The sequence below is a fragment of the Thiolinea disciformis DSM 14473 genome, assembly GCF_000371925.1.
Lineage (GTDB): Bacteria > Pseudomonadota > Gammaproteobacteria > Thiotrichales > Thiotrichaceae > Thiolinea > Thiolinea disciformis.
Window position 1 is genome coordinate 141,312 of record NZ_AQVE01000003.1, and the last position, 20,776, is coordinate 162,087.

Consider the following 20,776-nt stretch of genomic DNA (forward strand, 5'->3'; position numbering starts at 1 on the left):
TTAGATATGCTTTAAGGGCAACCAATAGGCCAATCAGTATCCAAGAAAAATACCGCTAACATGGGCGGTATAGATAAACAGCAACCCTGCCAAAGCCTAGCCCCCTTAACTTAACCCGCCTACAATAGCCCCTGCAGCCTTGCGTTCATTAGAGTAACCATCATGTTGGATTCCAACTACCATCGTGCCACCTTGCTCGGTCTATTTTCTATTATTGTTTGGGGTTTTTTAGCCCTATTAACTTCCCTAACAGATGGACGCGTTCCCCCTTTTCAATTACTTTCCATGGTGTTCACGATCGCCTTTTTATTAATGATGGGACGCTGGATAACACAGGGTCATTTTGGACTGAAATACATCAAACAACCCATATTGGCGTGGTTTTTAGGCATATATGGTCTCTTTGCGTATCACTTTTTTTATTTTCTTGCCATGACGAAAGCGCCTGCTATCGAGGTCAGTTTGATTGCTTATTTGTGGCCTTTATTAATTGTGATCTTTTCCGCTTTACTGCCGCACGAACGCTTAACCCCCTATCATCTCATTGGGGGCATAATTGCTTTAGCCGGTTGCTGGCTACTTATTGGTGCAGGAAAAAGCCAGTTTAATAGTCAATACATGCTGGGTTATGCCATTGCTTTTGCTTGTGCCATTTTATGGGCATCATATTCTGTCGCCAGTCGTTTGGTTAAAGAAGTACCTACGGATGCCGTAGGTTGGTTTTGTGGGGTCACCGCAATCTTAGGTTTCATCTGCCATTGGTTTTTCGAACAAACCCAATGGCCAGAAACCACAACGCAATGGCTAAGTATTCTAGGTATTGGTCTTGGCCCGATGGGCATTGCCTTTTTCACTTGGGACTATGGGGTGAAACACGGCAATCTACCACTTATTGGCGTTTTATCCTATGCCGCCCCCTTAATTTCTGCACTGGCTTTAGTGGTGGCAGGTCGTGCAGAGCCAAGCTGGACAATAGCACTGGCCGCTTGTGCCATTGTTGGTGGAGCACTTCTTGCGAGTCGAGCAGGGAAAAAAGACACTCAGTCCTCAACTTAAAGACCGCTAATTTTAGCTTGAGAAACATTGACTTTGCGCTAATCTATCTCTTAAAGCCTTACAAGGCAGGTGAACTCTATTTTTAGGAATGTCATGTATAAAAACAGACCAGCACAACCTTCGCGCCAAACTGGCAAAATGAGTTTGTTGCATGTTTTGCTGATGGTCATTGTGGTTGTTTCCTTGGCGGTACAGTGGAAACGCGATGGCTTTCCTTTTCCACAAATAAAAAAACTTTTGGGTCGCGCCAGCACTTCCAGTCTTACACGCCAAACACCCGCCACCCAAAGCCGTGTCGTAGAACCATCCAATACTCAAATCCGCTATACTGACGACACCTATTACAATCGTCCTAGCTATAGCACGCCCGAAAATACTCTGGCACAACAAACTACTCAAGCCTCTCAAACCTCAAGTTGGGGCAGTTGGTTTGGGGGCAATAGCCGCGCCAATAACGACAATACCACGGTCACTGTTCAAGAATTACCAGCGGAAGAATTGATTATTCCTAGCGTGCCAAGCGAAACCCGCCCTGCATCCAAATATCGCCCGCCCCGAGTCAAAACCACTGCTGATTATCTACAAGACCAACCTTACGAGGTAGCTTATCCTATCAATCTACAAAGGGGGTATTACACCGTACAGGTCTTTTCGGGCTACAACTCAAAGGCTGCCTACGAGTTGCGCAGTGCTTTAAGGCGCGATGGCTATAGAGCGGTCATTCGAGAAGAGTCAAATAGCAAAGGTATCTTGTTTAAAGTGCGCATCGGACACTATCTCAATCGTAGTGATGCTTTTGCAGTGCGCTCACAAATCCAACGTCGCTACCCTTCCAACATGGCGGAAAGCTTTGTGATTATGGTGAATTAATCACGGCATGGCTAAGCGTGAATAAATCGCATTATCTAATCCTTGATTCACACAATAATTCCCATCGACTAACTGCTTTGTTAAGTCAATCGCTCCCTTAGCAGAAATCAGCACACCTTGAATTTGTTGTCCGCAATGCATAGGGGTTTTGGGAGCATCTAGTTTGGGAGAACCTAGGACAGCAAGAACCCGCGTGGTTTTATCATGCTGAAAGATTTGGGCTCGGCTTGTGCCAGGCGATTTAATAAAATAACAGGGCGCAGTTGGGATTAACCATCTGTCGCCCTGTTGACGCTTTCCCTTAATACGAATCTGCAATCGACACTTTCCGGCATCCTGCCATAACACTAGCGACTGACCCGCTATATCGGCCATATCGGTAGTGAAACTCATCTCGTTACGCTCGGGTAATGGCAATGACTGTGGCGCTGCTGGGGGGTCACGCTCATCACATCCCGTCAATCCGAGTAGACAAAAACTTAACAATACGCCTGCGCCCAATGATGAGGGTAATGTGTAATATTGTTGTCCTAACTGAATGGTCAAACTAATAACTTAGCTTAATGACAAATTAGCGTTTACGGTGCGTTCCATTTCGCACTCTAACTATAGTCAAGAAACGTTAAAAAAGCTGGTAAATTGTGATCAACTGATCAATTCGCCAGACAACGTTCACGTAAGCTACTACCACGCGGAAAGTGGGCGCTTAGAAACTCCATTTGATCCGCCAGAATACTCCTACCTTGTAGATAAATGTATTCAACATAGGTTGGCTGGAACGGTATCGCTAACAAGGGCATCCCCGCCTCTTCCGGTGTGCGCCCACCTTTGCGGCTATTGCATACTTTGCAGGCTGTCACCACATTGTTCCAGCGATCCTTACCCCCTTTGACAATTGGTTTAACATGATCGCGTGATAATTCGGCGGACGGGAAGTGTTCGCCACAATACAAACACAAATGGTCATCACGCTTAAATAAAGTCGGATTACTCAAGGGCGGAACATAAGTCTCGCCAAATAAATCCTGCTTGCTGCCATAAGTCGCAATAATAGAATTGAGTTCGAGTTGACTGCGTAGTCCTGTTTTGGCGTTTATACCACCTTGTACACGCATCAATGTTGTACCACAGGTATAAGCTACCTGATGAGTGTAATAAAGCCTCACTGCCGTTTGGTAATGAACCCATTCCAACGGCATACCGCTAATATCTGTACGCAAAATGAGTTGTTGTAAGTTAGCCATTGGCTCGTTCCTTCTTTGGGGCTTAAGTTGCCTTTATCCTATTGGTTGAACATGGCTAAACCATGAAGGGTTTTTATAAAAAATGTCAAGCCCTTATTTTATGAAATCATTACTTAACTGAATAAACGTAGTTCGCGCAGATATTGATGAACATCAAGCACCTCGCCTGACACTGCGTTATCCTATGGTGACTCGCTTTATCACTCGGAAATAGCCAGATGCCATCCTTACTAGACCGCTCTTGGGCTGCACTGTTCCTTAGCTGCCTGATTATCCTCAGTTGGATTAGTGTGCTTTCTGAGGCGTTTTTTGGCTAAACCTGCTCTAGCTGCTGGGTTCAAGCGATAAGAATAGCCCTTCAGTGAAACTTGAGAAGCAAGCAGGCTTTTATTATGATCGATATAATTTTGAATCTGGAGTAATCGCAATGTTGAGCTGGGACTATGGCCTACCCATGGCAATCGTTATTGGATTGGTAGCATTCGCTTGGTTAATCTTTTTTTCAGTGGTGTTGTTCGGTTAATACGACACCCACAGTTTAAAAGGCTGCTCGTGCGGCCTTTTGCATTTTTGTGAGGATAAGACCACACTAGGCGTAAAGCTATACGCTAAGGTATCTTATGGCTAATCTCGAATTCCACACCCACATCCATGCTACGCCAGAGCAAGTCTACTCTATCTCTCAAGACTATGCCCAGCGCTATGACTGGGATCCATTTCCCGAAAACATTGAATTTTTGGATGGCACAACACAAGTTAAGGTTGGCGCGCAAGTAAAGATAATAGCTAAATCGGGCTTAAGCATGGTGGTACAATTTATTCAAGTAAAACCACCGAACATAGCCGCGATCAAAATGATACAAGGGCCAAAAATACTAAAGGTTTTTGCAGGAAGTTGGTTATTCAAACCCTTACCTAATGGGCATACGAAGGCAATTTTCAAATATACCATTCAAGCACAAACATGGTTTCTACCAATTATCACCAATAAAATAATCTCGTGGTATTTTGGCCGCCATGTGCAGGCACGCCTTGATGGCTTAAAACGCTATTGTGAAGCTATATTTAGTGCTTCATTAAACAAGCAGTCATAAAAAAAGGCCGCCAATGCGACCTTAATCTTAAAAAATGAAGCTTTAAGAGCTTATGCTACAACTTCCATCGCGCCACGTAATTTTTTCACTGCCGCATTTTCTAACTGACGAATACGCTCGGCTGATACCTGATATTTGTCCGCCAAATCTTGCAAGGTCGCTTTATCCTCAGTCAACCAACGGCTTGCCAAAATATCTTGGCTACGCGCATCTAAACTCGCTAAGGCACTTTGAAAACGATCACGGGTATACGTCTCCCATTCCTCTGCTTCCAATGCTTCGGCTGGATCAGCGGATTCTGCGGCTAAATAATGACTCGGTGAATAAGCTTGCTCATCGTCTTCCTGATCAGGTGATAAATCAAAGGACACATCTTGAGCGCCCATGCGCTGTTCCATTTCCAGCACATCAGCTTTACTGACACCCAAATCTTGCGCCACTTCTTCTGCTTGATCGTTGGATAACCAACCTAAACGCGTTTTGCTACTACGCAAATTAAAGAATAATTTACGCTGCGCTTTGGTGGTCGCCACTTTAACAATCTTCCAGTTGCGCAGAATGAATTCATGAATTTCCGCACGAATCCAATGCACGGCAAAGGAGATCAAACGCACATTCATCTCAGGGTCGAAGCGCTTCACCGCTTTCATCAAACCCACATTACCTTCTTGTACCAAATCGCTTAAGGGCAAACCATAACCGTTGTAACCACGGGCTACTTTTACCACGAAACGTAAATTATGCAGAATCAGCTTACGTGCTGCTTCCAAGTCATTATCCCGATGCAAGCTCACCGCTAGTTTGTGTTCTTGCTCTGCATCCAGAACTGGGATTGAATGAATGGCATGGATATAGCTTTCCAGATTGCCAACCGGCACTGGTAAACTCTGTCCACGCTGCATCAATGCACTCGCCATAATCAATCTCCTAAACTTTAATGCGCCTATATTAGCACTCTTTTAGTTAGAGTGCTAATAACCCCAGAAGTTTGGTTAGCTACCGATTATTTATTAAAAAATTAGCCCGCTAGTTTAATTTGCCATTCAACAAAACGTGATAAAGTGATGCTACCTGGGCTGCGATAACTAATTATTATAATTGCATGAATACACAACACCCGTCCTTAACCGAGGTCGCGTCAGATAGCGGCCACACTACGGCTTCTCCTGATCAGAACAGTGCGCAAACACAAATTGCCCGACTTTCTGCACGTTTGTATAACCGTGATGCCGTCATTGAGGAGCTAGAGCGTGCCCTCGCCCAGCGCGAACAATTGTTGCAAAGCAAAGAGCAATTACTGCAACAGCATCAAGCACAAGAATTAGTCTATCAGCAACATTTGCAACAGTTTGCCACTCATTTTTCTGAGCGCGACAAAGCGACCCAAGATCGCGAAGCCATTATCAAAGATCGTGAGGTTTGGATTCAAACGCTCGAAAAGCGCATCCAAGAAAATGAAAAAAATCAGCTTTATTTTGAAAAAAATTTGCGGGAACGGGATGAGTTTGTTCGGCAACGTGACAAATTATTAGAAGAAAAAGATCGGCATTTAGATAAGCGTGATCGTGAGCTAGAGGCGCGTGATAAACAAATTGCGCAACGCGATCAAACCATTGAAAAATATGAGTTACATCTGCGTGAGTTGCAAGCTTGGATTGGTGAGCAACAGCATGAGCGCCATAATCAAGAAAAAATGTTTGCCGATCATGGCGTGTATTTGGCAGAGCGTGATCGACATATTCAAGAGCGCGACCACATCATTCAGGCGCTGTATCAGCAGTTACAACAACGCGATGAGGTTATACGTACACGTGATGAGCAAGTAAGCGAACGTGATCAGCAGTTAAAAAATGAAGTCGATCAAATTAGCATTCGCAATGAGCAATTAGCGCAACAAGCACGCTTACTACACGAGAAAGAACAGTACGCGATTCAATATGAGCAATTAATCCGCCAACGCGATAATTTACTGCAAGAAAAAGATCAAGCAATTGCGGCACACGAACAGCAAATTAGTCGGCGCGATGAGCAAATCACTTCACAATTCCATCAATTGCAAGCACGTGATAATGATATTGCGCAGCGTGACGCTCAGATCAATCAACTTTACCAACAAATTAATGCGCTACAAGAAGACATTAAAAAGCTGCAGGAGCAATTGGAAGCATCAGGTGCCGATCAGCGTCAACTCAAACAAATAGCCGATACCTTGCAACAACGCGAGCAGCAAATGGATCAGCGTGATCTGCAATTATTTGAGCGCGAGCACATTGTCAAAAAGCTAGAAACACAAGCGAATGAGCGCGAAGGTTTATTAACGCAACGCGATCAAATTAGCCTAGAACGCGAACAAAAAATCAAAGAGCAATTAGATCGCTTACAAGCACTACAAGATCAAACAGTAGAAAATGAACAAATGGCGCTGAATCAGTTGCAGCAACAGCAACAAACGCTCATCAATAGCTTTAAGCAGGATATTCAACAATTAAACACAGATTTACAACGTCAGCTAAAAGTGGTTAGCAAATTAATTGAAGCGACCACTCAACAACAAAATGATGCGCTACAAGAAAAGATTGCTCACCTTACCGCCACGCCAGCAGCGAATCCTGAGCAAGAAAACATTTTAAAACGGCTGGCAACTTCTTTACGCCATTATCAAGAAACCACTCAGCAAAACTTGCAGCAAATCACCCAACATTTACAAGAACTCCATGCGCAAGTGAGCCAAACGCCAGCAGCGTCAACCATGCCCAAAATGCCGTCGTATGAAACACATTTCCATCAATTACAAATAGCATTACAGCAACTCCAAGGTGATCGCAAGGAGCATGACAATCAATTAGCGCAGCGCGATAAGATCGTGCAATTAAAAGACCAAATGATTAATCAATTGAACCAACAACTGTTGATTAAAGAAAAATTCTTAAGACAAAAAGATGCGCAATTGCACGTGCTAAAGCAACAATCCTTGTAGCATTTCAAAACGCTTAAGAGCGCGATTGTAGCGCAACGCCTAATAGTTTGGCAGTGAGATCAACAACAGCAATCACGCGATCGTAACGCATGCGCTTCGGGCCAATCACACCTAATACGCCAATATGCTCATTATCCAATGAGTAGGGTGCAGTGACTAAGCTGCAATCATCAAAAACATTGTAACCCGCCTCACGCCCAATGAAGATTTGTACGCCATCCGCCTGAATGGTTTTATCCAATAAACTCAAAATATCGCGCTTACGGGTGAATGCACCGAATAAATCACGCAATTTTTTAATATCAGATAAGTCCTCATAACTCATCAAATTGGTTTCACCGGCAATAATACAATCTTGGTCACTGTGCAGCTCCATCCCGTCAAAGGCACGCTCGCCCAAGGTAATAGCAGCTTGCATCAGGCGATCCATTTCCGCACGGTGCTCACGCATTTCTTCCAATAAAACATGGCGCGCCGCATGAATATCCTTGCCGATTAAGCATTCATTGAGAAAATTAGCAGCTTGATGTAATTCGGCTGTCGACAGATCAGTTTCCAATTCAATAATACGGTTTTGCACCTCATTGCGGCTAAACACCAAAATCACTAAGACTTGACGTTCTGACAAGCGCATAAATTCAATCTGGCGAATCGCCGAAGGATTACGCCGTGGCAGAGTGACCACACCAGTCAAAGAGGTAATGCCAGACAATAAATTAGAGGCTGATTGTATTAAGCTATTGGGATCGCGACTGGCATTTAAACGCCCTTGTAGGATCGTAACATCCTCTGATTCTAAGGGGCGAACTTGTAATAAAGAATCAACAAATAAGCGATACCCTTGCGAGGTCGGTACGCGTCCTGCGGAGGTATGGGGCGAGCTGATATAGCCCATCTCTTCCAAATCAGCCATGACATTACGAATAGTCGCGGCACTGAGGTCGAGGCCGCTACGTTTGGCTAAGGTACGCGACCCCACTGGTTGGCCATCAGCAATATAAGCTTCCACCAACACTTTTAATAAATGCTGGGCGCGATCATTTAAATCAGAAGAATGTTGAAACGCTGCCATGTTGGAATTAACTCATGATCACTTAGGTTGAAACATTTTTAAAATAAGTACCTTAGATGCACATTTCAAGCCATAAACAGATAAATCATATTGCCTTGCGTCTTTAAAGGCTATGCTTGCACTTTAGCGTTTTTGTATCGTTATCGCTACAATGCATCGGCACTGAAGCATCTTTTAGACAATTCTTTTCCAATCAGGTTTGCTAAAACACCACACATGAATGCATTTAACGCTATTGGCTTGTTTTCAAAACAAGAAGGTGAAACCGTAGAGGCCACGTTGCGCCTGCTGTGGGACTATTTAAGCGCTAGGCACTATGCTGTTTATGCGACTGAGATACCCGCCAGCTTATTAAATATTCCTGCTACCGATGAGCTTGTGCTTGCCAGACAAATTGACTTAGCGATTGTGGTAGGTGGCGATGGAACCTTGCTGAGTGCTGGGCGTTTATTAACCGCCTATAGCGTACCGATTCTCGGCGTTAATCTTGGGCGCGTAGGTTTTCTGGTTGATATTTCGCCCAGTGAGATGCTGATTCAGTTGGAAAAAATCCTCAACGGCGAATTTATTGAAGAACCACGTTGCTTATTACAAGCAAGTGCTTGGCGCGGTGCTGAACAATTAGGGGAAAATATTGCCTTAAATGATGTGGTTCTACATGCACGCCATCAGATTCGCATGATTGAATTTACCACCTATATTAATGGGCATTTCGTTAACACTCAACGCGCCGATGGCATGATTATCGCGACACCCACCGGATCGACTGCCTATGCCTTGTCTAGTGGCGGCCCTATTATTTATCCCTCCATGGATGCCACCCTGCTGGTTCCTATTTGCCCACATACCCTCAGTAGCCGCCCTTTACTCGTACCAAATCAAAATCAAATTGAAATTAAATTAGGCAGCCAACGCTCTGTCGATTCACGGGTTTCTTTTGATGGACATCAAAATATTGATTTGCAATCGGATGATCGTTTGGTGATTAAGGCTTACCCCGAAAAAATGCGCTTACTGCATCCACAGCACTATGACTACTATCATATCCTGCGTACCAAATTGCATTGGGGAACTCAACTGTAATGCTGACACATCTGCAGATTCGTGACTTTGCCATTATTGATAATTTGGAGTTGGATTTTCAGGCTGGCATGACCGCACTCACGGGCGAAACCGGCGCTGGCAAATCGATTCTTCTTGATGCGATTGGCTTGGTATTAGGTGATAAAGCAGACACAACCAGCATACGGCATGGCTCAGAGAAAGCAGAAATAACCCTCAGTGTTGATATTCAGGCCGTTCCCGAAGCTCAGACTTGGCTAGCGGAACAATCGTTAGAAGCAGAAGATCATACCTGTATCTTAAGACGCATAATTACCAATCAAGGCAAATCACGCGCGTGGATTAATGGCTCGCCCGTAACCCTCAGCTTATTGCGCGAATTGGGTGAATTAATGGTCGATATTCATGGCCAGCATGAACATCAATCCTTAATGAAAAAAGACATGCAGCTTAAGCTCTTAGACGAGTTTGCTGGTGAAACCCTAGTCTTAGCGCAAACCCATGCCGCATGGCGCACTTGGAAACAGCTAAACGACCGCTTACAAGCGCTCACCTCACAAAGCCAGCAATACCAAGAGCGCCTTGATTTGCTAAATTTTCAAGTACAAGAATTGGAACAATTAGCCCTTGGCGATGCTGAAGTTGCCGCATTGGATGAAGAATTAACACGCTTGTCTTACGCGGATCAGCTCAAGGCTAGCGCTGAACAAAGTCATCATGTTTTATACGAAGATGAGCCATCCCTTTACTCACAACTGAGTTATCTCATTCAAGCTTTATCGCGCGAAGTACAGCATGATGAAAGGCTGAGTACGCCTCTTGATTTAATGACTAGTGCACAAATCCAATTAAAAGAAGCAGCATATTGGCTACGTGATTACGCGGAGCATTTGGAGAGTGATCCGAAGCGACTACAATGGGTAGAGCAACGTATTGCTGATATTCGCGCCATAGCGCGTAAATATCGCTTAGAGCCTGAACAACTCGCTGCGCATTTAAACCAGCTACAAACCGAACTCAAGGCGCTCGACAGCGATGATTACGACCTAGCCGCGCTCCAAACCAAGCTCATCCAAGCCAGTGAGCATTATCAAAAAATAGCGCAAAAACTTTCTAAACAACGTCACCAAGCCGCAGATCACTTATCAACGCAAGTCACTCAAGCCATGCAACAGTTAGGGATGCAGGGTGGCCGTTTTGAGGTTGCGCTACTCCCCTACCCTGATTCTGAGCCACACGCCAATGGTTTAGAACAAGTTGAATTTTTAGTTAGCGCTAACCCCGGACAACCTTTAAAGCCCTTAGTAAAAGTCGCTTCGGGTGGAGAGCTATCGCGGATCAGCTTAGCGATTCAAATGATTGCCGCTCAAAGACTTAGCTTACCTGCCTTGATTTTCGATGAGGTGGATACCGGTATTGGTGGGGGTATTGCGGAAGTGGTTGGCACACAACTGCGCCAGCTCGGCAAAACACGCCAAATTTTATGTGTAACACACCTAGCTCAAGTCGCCGCTCAAGCACACCACCATTACAAAATTACCAAGCGTAAAACCCAAGATACCACTCGTACTGCGATTGAAATACTAGCGGATGAAGCCCGTGTTGAAGAATTAGCACGGATGATGGGAGGCATGGATATTACACCGGCAACCCGCACATTAGCCCAAGAAATGATCAATCGTACTAATTAATTTGCATAAATCAGCCTACATTTCATCGGATGTTTTTTAACGTCTGACCAAGCGCTTTACCATCCTCTCACTTAGCATGTCATGCTCGCTGTCAACGCTTATTTAACTCAAGCGTTACAGTTCTTAGTAAGGCAACGATTGGCGCTCACCAAACTATCAAAATTTATACAGCTTATTATGAATAAAAACTTAATATCGAATTTTGATTGAACTCTTGATTGCACTAATCACCTAACCTAGAAGCGTTAATTTTAAGGAAAAAATCAACGCGTATCGGCGTCATAAGTAATTTTTAACCGACGTTCAAGTAGTTGATGATTCTCAGGGAGGATCCCATGAAATACTTCATCAATGTAAGCCTATCAATGGCTTTGCTATTTGGCCTAAGTGGTGCAGTGGGTGCTGCTTGGGCTGGAAATAATAAAGTAGCCGAAGTGAGATTGGTGGCAACCATTAATAATAGTCCAGCGTTCCAGCCCGTTAGTTGGGAAGTTTATCGCGTTGATCGCGCCGGCGTTCCCACTGGCTTGCCGCATACTTCGACGCGCCACTCGTTCACGATAGGCGCTTTGCCACCAGGTCGTTATACCGCCGTGGCTAAAATAAAAGGTCAAGCAGCGCGCAAACGCGACTTTTTTGTCATGGCTGATACCACTAACCGTATCAACATACCTTTAGATTAAATCAAAACAACCAGTCTTTTCCCTTACCTATCACTCAATATCAATCTGCGCTATTAGCCCCCACTGGTAGCGCAGCTCTTTGCTATCCATCAGCACCTTCCGAACTAAATACCCTCCAGTTAGTCGTATAAGGAAAGACAGACGATTAACTAGACTGTATGATATTCAGCCAATCGTCTGTACTAATGTATTCTAATAAACAGAACTATCGAATGGGCAAAGGCTATGAATTTGCGGAGAAACATCTATGGTAAGCTTTAAAGTACACAACTTAGCTGCCATTTTAGTGGGCGGAACCGCTGGTATTATCAGTAACTACTTTTTACCCGAACTAGATTGGCTAACACTAGCGGCCATTATCTTTAGTGGCTATTTAGGAGGGCATTTACCCGCTATTCAAAATCCAAGCTGTGAATCGTACCAAGTGATACGGGCAAGCACAGCCGTAGCGGCCTTTGTAACACCAATTGCAGTTTATTTTTATCGACCTACTGATATTGTATTGGGCTGGTTTGCAGCTTATTTACTTTTTCACGGTGCATGGTGGCTACTAGATCGCATTTCTTTATACCGTGATTACACCCGCTATATGAGCGCGATTGTGATTCTACCTTTATTAGTAGGTGTGCTTGGCTATCTGACGCTTGGTGCTAATACGGTTGTACCTATTTTCTTAGCGACTAGCATTGGCTACATTGTTCATTTATTACTAGAGCAATATCGCCTGATTCATATCAATAAGTCTTTATCTTAACTGTAATCTCTTAACTTTGAGGCGAGCTGCATTTTTCCACGAACGATGCAGCTCAGCAATACAAGTTTAGGCTTCTTCTTGCTGTTGTTTAGCAATTTCTTCGTGTACTTTCGCCATATCCACGTCACGCACATTCTTAATGAGTTCTTCTAATTGTGGTGCGCTTAACATACCTGGTTGCGCAAACATCATAACCTGCTCACGGAAGATCATGAGGGTTGGGATGGAGCGGATTTGGAAATGCCCTGCTAACTCTTGCTCTGCATCGGTATCCACTTTGGCAAAAACAATATCAGGATGCTTTTCAGACACATCATGAAAAATAGGCGCAAAGGCTTTGCAAGGGCCACACCATTCCGCCCAAAAATCTAAAATAACAATGTCATTAGTGCTAATCACTTGGTCGAAATCAGCAGCAGTAATATCTTTGGTTGCCATGGCAATCGTTTCCTCTTAATCAAGAATTATGGCTGGGAAAGCAGAGTTTGCCTAACAAGCCGATCTCATAATGTTAATCATCTGCACTTAAGCTGCTATCACCCCAACGGGGTAATAACTGATGTTCAATCGCTAAATGATCCAAAATACGCGCTACCATAAAATCGACTAGATCATTAATCGATTGTGGGTGCATATAAAAACCGGGGTTAGCCGGTAAAATAACCGCGCCCATACGCGCTAACTTTAGCATGTTTTCGAGGTGAATTTCGGAAAATGGCGTCTCACGCACCACGAGAATGAGCTTTTTACGCTCCTTCAACGCGACATCTGCCGCACGTTCAATCAAGTTACGGCTACTGCCACAAGCGATAGAAGACAAGGTTCCAGTCGTACAAGGGCACACCACAGTGGCATCAGCTACACCACTTCCACTCGCAATCGGTGCCATCCATTGCTCACGTTCAAACACTCTTAACTGTTTAGGCTGAGCCGCAAATATTTCAGTGAAATAAGCTTCCATTTCACCCGCCCGTGCGGGTACACGATAATGCGTTTCGGTGTTAATGACTAATTGCGCAGGGCGGGACATCAATAGGTAAACGCGATGCCCTAAGTGCAATAGCTGTTGCAACAGGCGCAAGCCATACTGTGCGCCTGAAGCTCCCGTCATGATGAGGGTAATCGTTTTTGCTTGATTCTCTGGCATTAATTAACTTGGCTTAATTGATGGAGTAATTTTTCATGAATTCCCCCAAAACCGCCATTACTCATAACCAGAATATGGTCACCTGCTTGCACAGAAGCAGCGACACGGTGAACTAAATCATTAATATTATCTGCCAAAGACCCGCGCCCAGCTAAGTCCTGAACCACAGTATCCAAGCCCCAACTCAAACCAGCAGGTTGATAGAGCCAGACTTGATCCGCCTCTTTGAGTGAATGCGCGAGCTCTTCTTTGTGCGTCCCTAGACGCATTGTATTCGAACGCGGCTCTAATACCGCAATAATCCGCGCTGCACCGACCTTAGCACGTAAGCCTGCTACGGTAGTAGCAATGGCCGTTGGATGATGCGCAAAATCATCATACACTTTAACGCCACGTGCTTCGCCGCGTAATTGCATACGGCGCTTGACGCCTTTAAAGCGGCTTAAAGCACGCACAGCATCACTGGCTTGCACGCCTGCATGACGTGCCGCAGCAATTGCGGCCAAAGCATTATTCACATTATGCTCGCCCAATAGGAACCACTCGACTACACCTTGCACTTGTCCTTGATAGCTCACTTCAAACAGGCTGCCATCGGCCTTTACGTAACGCGCTTGCCAATCACCTTGCGCAAAGGTTTCCACCGGCGTCCAACAGCCCATAGCTAAAGTCTGGCGCAGCTGCTCATCTTTACCATTGGTAACCGCCAAACCAATTCCTGGTACCATACGCATTAGATGATGGAATTGAGTTTGAATCGCCTGAATATTGGGAAATATATCCGCGTGATCATATTCCAGATTATTCAGAATCACAGTACGTGGATGATAATGAACAAATTTTGATCGCTTATCAAAAAACGCTGTATCGTATTCATCAGCTTCCACCACAAAAAATGGTGACTCGCCCAAACGCGCTGACACACCAAAATTCTCGGGCACCCCCCCAATTAAAAATCCCGGCTTCAAGCCTACATCTTCTAAAATCCAAGCTAACATACTCGCCGTGGTGGTTTTGCCGTGCGTTCCCGCTACCGCTAAAACCCAACGATCTTTTAAAATATGCTCAAACAACCATTGCGGGCCAGAGGTATAGGCTAACTGCCGATTCAGCATATGCTCCACCACTGGTAAGCCACGCTTCATAACATTACCGACTACAATCATCGAGCCATCTTGGGGCAAATCAGCAGGCTCGTAACCTTCTGTGATCGTAATGCCTTGCTCGCTTAGCATAGTGCTCATCGGCGGGTAGACATTCGCATCAGCACCTGAAACGATGAAACCTTTTTCACGCGCCAATAACGCAATGCCGCCCATAAAAGTGCCGCAAATTCCTAAGATGTGAATACTCATGCGGCCGCCCGATCCTTGGTATGTTTAGTGTCCTTGCCTATCATTTTTCCGTCTTTAGTAACTTTACCAGCTTGCTCTTCGATATGGCGCTCAATAATTTGCGGCAGTGGAATTGGTTTAGAAATACCATAACCCTGCCCAAAATCGATGCCAATTTCGCGTAATAATTGAATAATTTGTGGTGTTTCTACATATTCTGCAATCGTTTTTACGGCCATTAATTGACCAATTTGATTGACCGACTGCACCATAGCACGGCCTACATCATCGGTGAGAATATCTTTAATAAAACTTCCGTCAATTTTTAAATAATCAACCGGTAATTGTTTCAAATAACTGAAAGAGCTCACCCCTGTTCCAAAATCATCTAACGAGAAACTACAGCCTTGGGTTTTGAGGGTGTCAATAAACTTGCGCGCTAGCTCAATATTGTTAATCGCCACCCGCTCAGTAATTTCAAAGCAAAGCATGGTCGGTGGAACACCTGAGAGCTTAATCGCCTCTTGTACATAGGGTAGAAACTGCGGATCGTCCAAACTTTGACCCGATAAATTAATCGCAAACACCAAATGAGATTGTTTGCGCGCAATACCGGCAATCGCACGGAGCAATTTCTTGACTACCCAGCGATCCAGCATGGGCATCATAGAGTAATATTCTGCTGCCGGAATAAACTCATCCGGTGAAATCGATTTGCCACTATCATCGAATAAACGCAACAAAATCTCATAATGATGGAAAGGTCTTAAAAACTCTTTCGGCTCTAAAGGCTGAATCGGCTGCGCGTACAGTTGGAACTGCTCTTGCTCAAAGGCTTGCTTTAAGCGTCCAATCCACACCACTTGACCACGATGCTTAGAAATTTCTGGATCATCAGGGCGATACACATGCAAACGATTACCGCCCTTACTTTTCGCCACACGACAAGCTGTATCCGCTATCGACATCACACGATTCGTGGTACCCGTTTGAGACTGGATCGGGATAAAGCCTACGCTAGCGGTTATATGGTGGATTTGCCCGTCCCAAATAAACTCATGTGACATAATCAAATGGCGCAATTGTTCACTTTTGCGCAAAGCTTCTACAGGCTCAATTTCACGGAACAACACCCCAAATTCATCACCGCCAATACGTGCTAAGACATCTCGCTTTTTATCAATCGCATTTTTTAGTAAATCCGCAATCCGCTCGATAAAAGCATCGCCCGCACTATGTCCCAAGGTATCATTCACTGCCTTAAACTGATCAAGCGCTAATTGGCAAAAAGCGTGTTTAACACCTTGTTGGCGTGCCTCGTCCAGAGAAACTTTCAAGGCCACCTCAAAGGCTTTGCGATTCATTAAGCGGGTATGCTGATCATTCTTCTGCAAATAAGCTAAATGCGCTTGAAGCGCTACTAATTCAGCTTGGTCTTGCAATAACAGTAAAAAATGATCAGCAGATCCGCCTTCTAAGGAGAAAGATCGCACAAGGAATGTGGTTTCCAAATCCTGCAAACCCGTACAATTCAGTAAGCAAGGTTGAAAACGTGCTTGCTGCCCTGCCTGCTTAGCATCCAGCCAATTGATAGGAACTTGTTTAATGGGATCCAGCAAGTGGAATAATTCACTGTGGTATTTGGCCCGTGCACTGCGCGATTGTGTGCGCAACAAACGCTCAGCAGCCGGATTGATAAAGACAATAAAGCCATTTTTATTCGCTAAAATCGCGGATTCTGGTATAGACATCATGATGTCTATCAGCAAATTCTCATGGACTAAACGATTAGACAAAGGCGAACGGCGCCGATAGAACCACCAGGCCCCAGCCGCAAGTGCCGCACCTAACAAAAATACCATGACATACGCAATCGAATGAATTAATGCGGAGGATGTCGCAGCTTCATTCACTTAATCATTCCCCAAACCTTAACTTGACATTTTTATAATAGGACTATCATAAGGAGCAGCTTAGGATTTGTATACTTCAACAAGATAAACGCACAAAGCCTAGCCAAACAAGATCAATAAAAAAGCCGTTGCAATAAATTTAATTGCAACGGCCTTTTATAAAAAGTGAAATGGGCAAATAAGATTGTTAGATTTTTTCTTTAATACGTGCCGCTTTACCGGTCAAACCACGTAAGTAGTAGAGTTTTGCACGGCGTACATCACCCGAACGCTTCACAGTAATGCTAGCAATACTATTACTATAGGTTTGGAATACACGCTCAACACCCTCACCATAAGAAATTTTACGTACAGTGAATGCTGAGTTTAGGCCACGGTTACGTTTAGCAACGACTACGCCTTCGAATGCTTGTAAACGACTTTTGTCGCCTTCTTTAACATGGACTTGAACTACAACAGTATCGCCCGGAGCGAATGCAGGAATTTCCTTATTCATTTGCTCTTGTTCAAGTTGTTTAATAATCATGTTCATGAGATAACCTCTGACGAAACCTTATATTCCTGTTGATATTCATCCAGCAGCGTTTGGTCTACTGGGTTTAACGTTTTGGCCTGCAATAAATCTGGACGTTTCAACCAGGTAAGGCCCAACATCTGTTTTCTGCGCCAACGCGCAATAGCTGCATGATCACCGCTTTTTAAAATCGCGGGAACCTCTTTGCTATCAATTAGTTCAGGACGGGTATAATGGGGGCAATCTAATAAGCCCTCCGTAAACGAATCCTGTTCGGCAGATGACTCATGCCCTAATACAGTAGGCAGTAAACGCGTGATGGCATCAATCATGACCATAGCACCCAACTCACCACCGCTTAAAACATAGTCACCGATAGAACACTCTTCATCGACTTCTAACTCGATAATGCGTTCATCAATGCCTTCATAACGCCCACACAACAAAATCAAACTCGCTTCTTGCGCTAATGCCGCGACACGTTGTTGCGTGAGTGGCTTGCCTTGTGGACTTAAATAAATCACTCGACCTTTATTAGAACGTCGCACTTGGCGAATGGTTGCTAATAAGACATCGGGCTTCATCACCATACCCGGACCACCACCATAAGGCCGGTCATCTACAGTACGGTGGACATCGGTCGTAAAATCGCGTGGATTACACACACTTAAACTTAATACGCCCAGCTCCTTAGCACGCCGCACCACACCATAAGCTGTTACTGTGCGCACGAACTCAGGAAATAAGCTAATTACGTCAAAGTGCATAGGAACTAAAAATCAGGATCCCAATCCACTTGAATCTGTTGGTTCGCTAAACTCACTTGCTTAATAACACTATCCATTAACCATGGAATCCAGCGCTCACGCTCACCACTGACGACCATCACATCATTCGCACCGGTTTCCAGCAAATGACTGACCTTACCCAGCACCTGACCTTGTAGCGTTATGACGGTCAGTCCTTCCAAATCTGACCAATAAAACTCATCTTCTGCTAAAGCTGGTAATTGCTCGCGTTGAATTTGAATCTCATAACCCGACAAAACTTGTGCTGCATCACGATCATTAACACCAGCGAGTAAGGCAATAATACCTTTCGTATTTTGTTGCACTTTTTGGCAGTGAATAGTTAAAGTCTGATTATGTTTAACTAGCTGCCAAGGTTGATACTTCATAATGTCTAATGGATTATCGGTATAAGATTGTAGTTTTACCCAACCTTGAATACCAAATGCGCCGAGAATTTTTCCTACTGTTAGTGTAGAACTCTTGGCTTCCATCATTGCATTAATTAAGCAGCAACCTTTTTAGTTTCTTCTAATAATTTGGCAACACGGTCGCTAGGTTGTGCGCCATTTGCCAACCAATATTGCACACGGGCGTCATCTAGATGTAAACGAATTTCTTGACCACGTGCCAAGGGATTAAAAAAGCCCACACGCTCAATGTAACCACTATCACGGGGTTTGCGTTTATCAGTCACTACAACATGGTAGAATGGGTGCTTCTTAGAACCACCTCTTGCCAAACGGATATTTACCATAAATCCAAGACCTTAAAATAATTTAACTAGCAGACGGCAGAAGCCCTGCCGAAAGTAAACGCGCAATTCTACGGTTTTTTTCAAAAAAGTGAAGCGTTTCACTAAAATAAAGCTGAAATAACCGCTAATTGGAATTACTACCCCCAATAAGCTTGGGGGTAAATGAAGAATACTAGAAGCGTGCAGACGCTAATTGTGCTTGCGGGCGTACATTAGGGTAGAAGCGGTAATGCCCTGTAATCGGCATCTTGAACAACACATCCTCCAACTTTTCACCATCGCCAATATTGTGAACAATCATAAAGCGATTGGGATCAGCAGGCGATGGGCGATCCACCACAATACCTATATGCTCTTGATCGCCCCCCAAACTCCAAGTCACTAGATCCCCTGGACGATAATCGCTAGCATTGCGCGTAACTGGCAAACGTTGACCATGGCGCGTGAAAAATACTTTTAAATTATGGACGCGACGATGGTCAATATTCGTATCCGGCCCTTGCAAACCCCATTTCGGTAGATTGGGGTAGGAGTAAAACGCTTGTATCATGTCTTGATGAACCAAACGCTGTAAATCCACGCCAAGACGGCGGTAAGAGCGAATTACAGTATCGGTACAAACACCGATGTTCTGCGGCACATCGCCATTAGGATAGCCAATCGGAATATAGCTACCATCATAACGCACACGATAGCGTAAACGGTCTAAGGCAGCACGTGATAGATAAGCCGAATAATCAACCCTAGCTTGGGCATAGTTTCGATTCGCTTGATTATAACGATTTTGAGCTGCATAACGATTGGCATCATCACTGCGCATGGCATAATGCGGTAAGGAGCGTTGGCGGCTAGCATTCTGACGTTGTTGCTGCTCCCATTGATCTTGATACCAACGTTTCTTTGCTTCAAATTCTAAATGATGTTTATCTTTGCCAGTTTTTTTAGGAGCGACTACAAGACGTTGAGCCTGAGCGATTTTCTTGGTATCCGTCGCTGTATCTTCTGTTTCTAGCTCTTGAGTACTTGCCGTATCCACTGCATCTTCTTTAACAGGCGCTGTAGAACAACCTGCTAAACCAGCCGCAATCCCAAATAGTCCTATCATCATGCACGCATTGATTTTTTTTATTAGCTTCATACGCTTCTCGGGCTTATCCATTACCACTCCTAAAAAAACTACCCCAAGCACATGCTTTGCTTAGGTCTAAAAAAGCCACTAAGTTTTATACCAAAATCAAGCTGAACACCAGCAAAACACTAATTAGCTTTATGAATACCGTCACTAATCAAAATATGTATTAAATTTTACCTAATCATTGATCAGACCATTTAAGTCTGATCAATGAAATTTAAGGAATCAATCTAACTGATCAATATTGATAGTGGTTTGACAAATTCGGGTCAATCTGCACACGCCCACGATAATTACCCTTAGCCTTGACCGGTGGTACCACGGGCTTGGGTGGTAATGGACGTATAACAGGTGCAACTGGACGATGCATAGGCGGATGAGGTCTTACTACTGGTGCAGGTGCAGGCATTGGAATAGGACGTACAACGGGTTGCTGTTTCTCCTCTACATAAGGAGGCGCCACCGGAATTTCTGCAGTACCGGTATCAATCGGAGCGGTTTGCTGTTGACTACAACCAGTAGCAGCAAAACCCGCAAATATTAAAATCGCAACTAAAGAACGGGAAGACATCTTCATTATTTGCCTCTATTATTATTTTTATTAAGGACTTGCTGCCCCTATTGCAACAAGCGTTGGAAGCACTATGCGCCGATTTACCCCGCTGGAAGCTTAATCAGAATTTAGAGG

General features: G+C 44.4%; 22 protein-coding genes. 8 read left to right on the forward strand and 14 right to left on the reverse strand.

Going from position 1 to position 20,776, the window contains the following annotated elements; genetic code table 11:
• Nucleotides 1-162 precede the first annotated feature (162 nt).
• Entirely contained in the window at nucleotides 163-1,056 is an 894-nt protein-coding gene (gene yddG / locus A3IE_RS19785; protein ID WP_020394222.1) for an aromatic amino acid exporter YddG, read from the forward strand.
• 93 nt (nucleotides 1,057-1,149) lie between these two features.
• A complete protein-coding gene (locus A3IE_RS0103610) occupies nucleotides 1,150-1,926 on the forward strand; it encodes an SPOR domain-containing protein (protein WP_020394223.1) in 777 nt (258 codons plus the stop codon).
• On the opposite strand, the gene A3IE_RS0103615 is transcribed toward A3IE_RS0103610, so the two are convergent.
• On the reverse strand, nucleotides 1,927-2,472 hold the full coding sequence (locus tag A3IE_RS0103615) for a hypothetical protein (protein WP_157832829.1): 546 nt from the start codon (nucleotides 2,470-2,472) through the stop codon (nucleotides 1,927-1,929).
• Nucleotides 2,473-2,579: 107 nt separating this feature from the next.
• Nucleotides 2,580-3,170 (reverse strand): HNH endonuclease, encoded by a 591-nt coding sequence (locus tag A3IE_RS0103620; RefSeq protein ID WP_020394225.1) that lies wholly within the window; start codon nucleotides 3,168-3,170, stop codon nucleotides 2,580-2,582.
• A 620-nt stretch (nucleotides 3,171-3,790) separates the two neighbouring features.
• Here A3IE_RS0103620 and A3IE_RS19790 point away from each other — a divergent pair.
• A complete protein-coding gene (locus tag A3IE_RS19790) occupies nucleotides 3,791-4,264 on the forward strand; it encodes a type II toxin-antitoxin system RatA family toxin (protein ID WP_020394226.1) in 474 nt (157 codons plus the stop codon).
• Between the two features lie 50 nt (nucleotides 4,265-4,314).
• Here the strand turns inward: A3IE_RS19790 and rpoH are convergent, their stop codons facing one another.
• Nucleotides 4,315-5,181 (reverse strand): RNA polymerase sigma factor RpoH, encoded by an 867-nt coding sequence (rpoH, locus tag A3IE_RS0103630; protein WP_020394227.1) that lies wholly within the window; start codon nucleotides 5,179-5,181, stop codon nucleotides 4,315-4,317.
• A gap of 185 nt (nucleotides 5,182-5,366) precedes the next feature.
• Here rpoH and A3IE_RS0103635 point away from each other — a divergent pair, with 185 nt between their 5' ends.
• Nucleotides 5,367-7,241 carry a hypothetical protein gene (locus A3IE_RS0103635; RefSeq protein ID WP_020394228.1) on the forward strand — a complete coding sequence of 625 codons (1,875 nt, stop codon included), beginning with the start codon at nucleotides 5,367-5,369 and terminating at the stop codon, nucleotides 7,239-7,241.
• Nucleotides 7,242-7,254: 13 nt separating this feature from the next.
• Here A3IE_RS0103635 and hrcA read toward each other — a convergent pair whose 3' ends face one another.
• Nucleotides 7,255-8,313: a heat-inducible transcriptional repressor HrcA gene (gene hrcA, locus A3IE_RS0103640; RefSeq protein WP_020394229.1), complete on the reverse strand. Its 1,059-nt coding sequence runs from the start codon at nucleotides 8,311-8,313 to the stop codon at nucleotides 7,255-7,257.
• Between the two features lie 216 nt (nucleotides 8,314-8,529).
• On the opposite strand from hrcA, the gene A3IE_RS0103645 reads away from it, so the two are divergent.
• The 4 genes from A3IE_RS0103645 to A3IE_RS0103660 all read left to right on the forward strand — a co-directional run bounded on the left by A3IE_RS0103645 (nucleotide 8,530) and on the right by A3IE_RS0103660 (nucleotide 12,503).
• On the forward strand, nucleotides 8,530-9,396 hold the full coding sequence (locus A3IE_RS0103645) for an NAD(+) kinase (RefSeq protein WP_026154762.1): 867 nt from the start codon (nucleotides 8,530-8,532) through the stop codon (nucleotides 9,394-9,396).
• Nucleotides 9,396-11,066, forward strand: coding sequence for a DNA repair protein RecN (gene recN / locus A3IE_RS0103650; RefSeq protein ID WP_020394231.1), 1,671 nt, complete (start codon nucleotides 9,396-9,398; stop codon nucleotides 11,064-11,066). Before A3IE_RS0103645 ends, recN begins: the two co-directional genes overlap by 1 nt.
• Before the next feature lie 335 nt (nucleotides 11,067-11,401).
• The gene (locus A3IE_RS0103655; protein ID WP_157832830.1) at nucleotides 11,402-11,749 is read left to right on the forward strand and encodes a peptidase associated/transthyretin-like domain-containing protein; all 348 of its coding nucleotides are present in this window, start codon (nucleotides 11,402-11,404) and stop codon (nucleotides 11,747-11,749) included.
• 247 nt (nucleotides 11,750-11,996) lie between these two features.
• Nucleotides 11,997-12,503 carry a hypothetical protein gene (locus tag A3IE_RS0103660; RefSeq protein WP_020394233.1) on the forward strand — a complete coding sequence of 169 codons (507 nt, stop codon included), beginning with the start codon at nucleotides 11,997-11,999 and terminating at the stop codon, nucleotides 12,501-12,503.
• A gap of 66 nt (nucleotides 12,504-12,569) precedes the next feature.
• Here A3IE_RS0103660 and trxA read toward each other — a convergent pair whose 3' ends face one another.
• The 10 genes from trxA to A3IE_RS0103710 form a co-directional block, all read right to left on the reverse strand.
• A complete protein-coding gene (trxA, locus tag A3IE_RS0103665) occupies nucleotides 12,570-12,941 on the reverse strand; it encodes a thioredoxin (RefSeq protein ID WP_020394234.1) in 372 nt (123 codons plus the stop codon).
• Nucleotides 12,942-13,014: 73 nt separating this feature from the next.
• A complete protein-coding gene (locus A3IE_RS0103670; RefSeq protein ID WP_020394235.1) occupies nucleotides 13,015-13,650 on the reverse strand; it encodes a flavin prenyltransferase UbiX in 636 nt (211 codons plus the stop codon).
• The gene (mpl, locus tag A3IE_RS0103675; RefSeq protein ID WP_020394236.1) at nucleotides 13,650-15,005 is read right to left on the reverse strand and encodes a UDP-N-acetylmuramate:L-alanyl-gamma-D-glutamyl-meso-diaminopimelate ligase; all 1,356 of its coding nucleotides are present in this window, start codon (nucleotides 15,003-15,005) and stop codon (nucleotides 13,650-13,652) included. The genes A3IE_RS0103670 and mpl overlap by 1 nt, the downstream gene beginning before the upstream one ends.
• Nucleotides 15,002-16,897 (reverse strand): EAL domain-containing protein, encoded by a 1,896-nt coding sequence (locus tag A3IE_RS0103680; RefSeq protein ID WP_020394237.1) that lies wholly within the window; start codon nucleotides 16,895-16,897, stop codon nucleotides 15,002-15,004. Before A3IE_RS0103680 ends, mpl begins: the two co-directional genes overlap by 4 nt.
• Nucleotides 16,898-17,084: 187 nt before the next feature.
• Nucleotides 17,085-17,429, reverse strand: a complete 345-nt coding sequence (rplS, locus tag A3IE_RS0103685) for a 50S ribosomal protein L19 (RefSeq protein ID WP_020394238.1) — start codon at nucleotides 17,427-17,429, stop codon at nucleotides 17,085-17,087.
• Nucleotides 17,426-18,178 carry a tRNA (guanosine(37)-N1)-methyltransferase TrmD gene (gene trmD / locus A3IE_RS0103690; protein ID WP_020394239.1) on the reverse strand — a complete coding sequence of 251 codons (753 nt, stop codon included), beginning with the start codon at nucleotides 18,176-18,178 and terminating at the stop codon, nucleotides 17,426-17,428. Before trmD ends, rplS begins: the two co-directional genes overlap by 4 nt.
• A gap of 5 nt (nucleotides 18,179-18,183) precedes the next feature.
• Nucleotides 18,184-18,696 (reverse strand): ribosome maturation factor RimM, encoded by a 513-nt coding sequence (gene rimM / locus A3IE_RS0103695; protein ID WP_033406339.1) that lies wholly within the window; start codon nucleotides 18,694-18,696, stop codon nucleotides 18,184-18,186.
• An 8-nt stretch (nucleotides 18,697-18,704) separates the two neighbouring features.
• Nucleotides 18,705-18,956 (reverse strand): 30S ribosomal protein S16, encoded by a 252-nt coding sequence (gene rpsP, locus A3IE_RS0103700; RefSeq protein ID WP_026154763.1) that lies wholly within the window; start codon nucleotides 18,954-18,956, stop codon nucleotides 18,705-18,707.
• A gap of 172 nt (nucleotides 18,957-19,128) precedes the next feature.
• The gene (locus A3IE_RS19795) at nucleotides 19,129-20,115 is read right to left on the reverse strand and encodes a DUF1287 domain-containing protein (protein WP_020394242.1); all 987 of its coding nucleotides are present in this window, start codon (nucleotides 20,113-20,115) and stop codon (nucleotides 19,129-19,131) included.
• Nucleotides 20,116-20,326: 211 nt separating this feature from the next.
• Complete coding sequence (locus A3IE_RS0103710; protein WP_020394243.1) at nucleotides 20,327-20,665, reverse strand: hypothetical protein; 339 nt, start codon at nucleotides 20,663-20,665, stop codon at nucleotides 20,327-20,329.
• Nucleotides 20,666-20,776: the final 111 nt, after the last annotated feature.

Bases quoted from the DNA above. Each gene is read 5' to 3' on its own strand.
- mpl (WP_020394236.1), bottom strand. From the start codon at position 15,005: ATGAGTATTCACATCTTAGGAATTTGCGGCACTTTTATGGGCGGCATT.
- A3IE_RS0103620 (WP_020394225.1), bottom strand. From the start codon at position 3,170: ATGGCTAACTTACAACAACTCATTTTGCGTACAGATATTAGCGGTATG.
- rimM (WP_033406339.1), bottom strand. From the start codon at position 18,696: ATGATGGAAGCCAAGAGTTCTACACTAACAGTAGGAAAAATTCTCGGC.
- rplS (WP_020394238.1), bottom strand. From the start codon at position 17,429: ATGAACATGATTATTAAACAACTTGAACAAGAGCAAATGAATAAGGAA.
- recN (WP_020394231.1), top strand. From the start codon at position 9,396: ATGCTGACACATCTGCAGATTCGTGACTTTGCCATTATTGATAATTTG.
- rpoH (WP_020394227.1), bottom strand. From the start codon at position 5,181: ATGGCGAGTGCATTGATGCAGCGTGGACAGAGTTTACCAGTGCCGGTT.
- hrcA (WP_020394229.1), bottom strand. From the start codon at position 8,313: ATGGCAGCGTTTCAACATTCTTCTGATTTAAATGATCGCGCCCAGCAT.
- rpsP (WP_026154763.1), bottom strand. From the start codon at position 18,956: ATGGTAAATATCCGTTTGGCAAGAGGTGGTTCTAAGAAGCACCCATTC.
- trxA (WP_020394234.1), bottom strand. From the start codon at position 12,941: ATGGCAACCAAAGATATTACTGCTGCTGATTTCGACCAAGTGATTAGC.
- A3IE_RS0103610 (WP_020394223.1), top strand. From the start codon at position 1,150: ATGTATAAAAACAGACCAGCACAACCTTCGCGCCAAACTGGCAAAATG.
- A3IE_RS0103660 (WP_020394233.1), top strand. From the start codon at position 11,997: ATGGTAAGCTTTAAAGTACACAACTTAGCTGCCATTTTAGTGGGCGGA.
- trmD (WP_020394239.1), bottom strand. From the start codon at position 18,178: ATGCACTTTGACGTAATTAGCTTATTTCCTGAGTTCGTGCGCACAGTA.
- A3IE_RS0103635 (WP_020394228.1), top strand. From the start codon at position 5,367: ATGAATACACAACACCCGTCCTTAACCGAGGTCGCGTCAGATAGCGGC.
- A3IE_RS0103655 (WP_157832830.1), top strand. From the start codon at position 11,402: ATGAAATACTTCATCAATGTAAGCCTATCAATGGCTTTGCTATTTGGC.
- A3IE_RS0103710 (WP_020394243.1), bottom strand. From the start codon at position 20,665: ATGAAGATGTCTTCCCGTTCTTTAGTTGCGATTTTAATATTTGCGGGT.
- A3IE_RS19795 (WP_020394242.1), bottom strand. From the start codon at position 20,115: ATGGATAAGCCCGAGAAGCGTATGAAGCTAATAAAAAAAATCAATGCG.
- A3IE_RS19790 (WP_020394226.1), top strand. From the start codon at position 3,791: ATGGCTAATCTCGAATTCCACACCCACATCCATGCTACGCCAGAGCAA.
- A3IE_RS0103670 (WP_020394235.1), bottom strand. From the start codon at position 13,650: ATGCCAGAGAATCAAGCAAAAACGATTACCCTCATCATGACGGGAGCT.
- A3IE_RS0103645 (WP_026154762.1), top strand. From the start codon at position 8,530: ATGAATGCATTTAACGCTATTGGCTTGTTTTCAAAACAAGAAGGTGAA.
- yddG (WP_020394222.1), top strand. From the start codon at position 163: ATGTTGGATTCCAACTACCATCGTGCCACCTTGCTCGGTCTATTTTCT.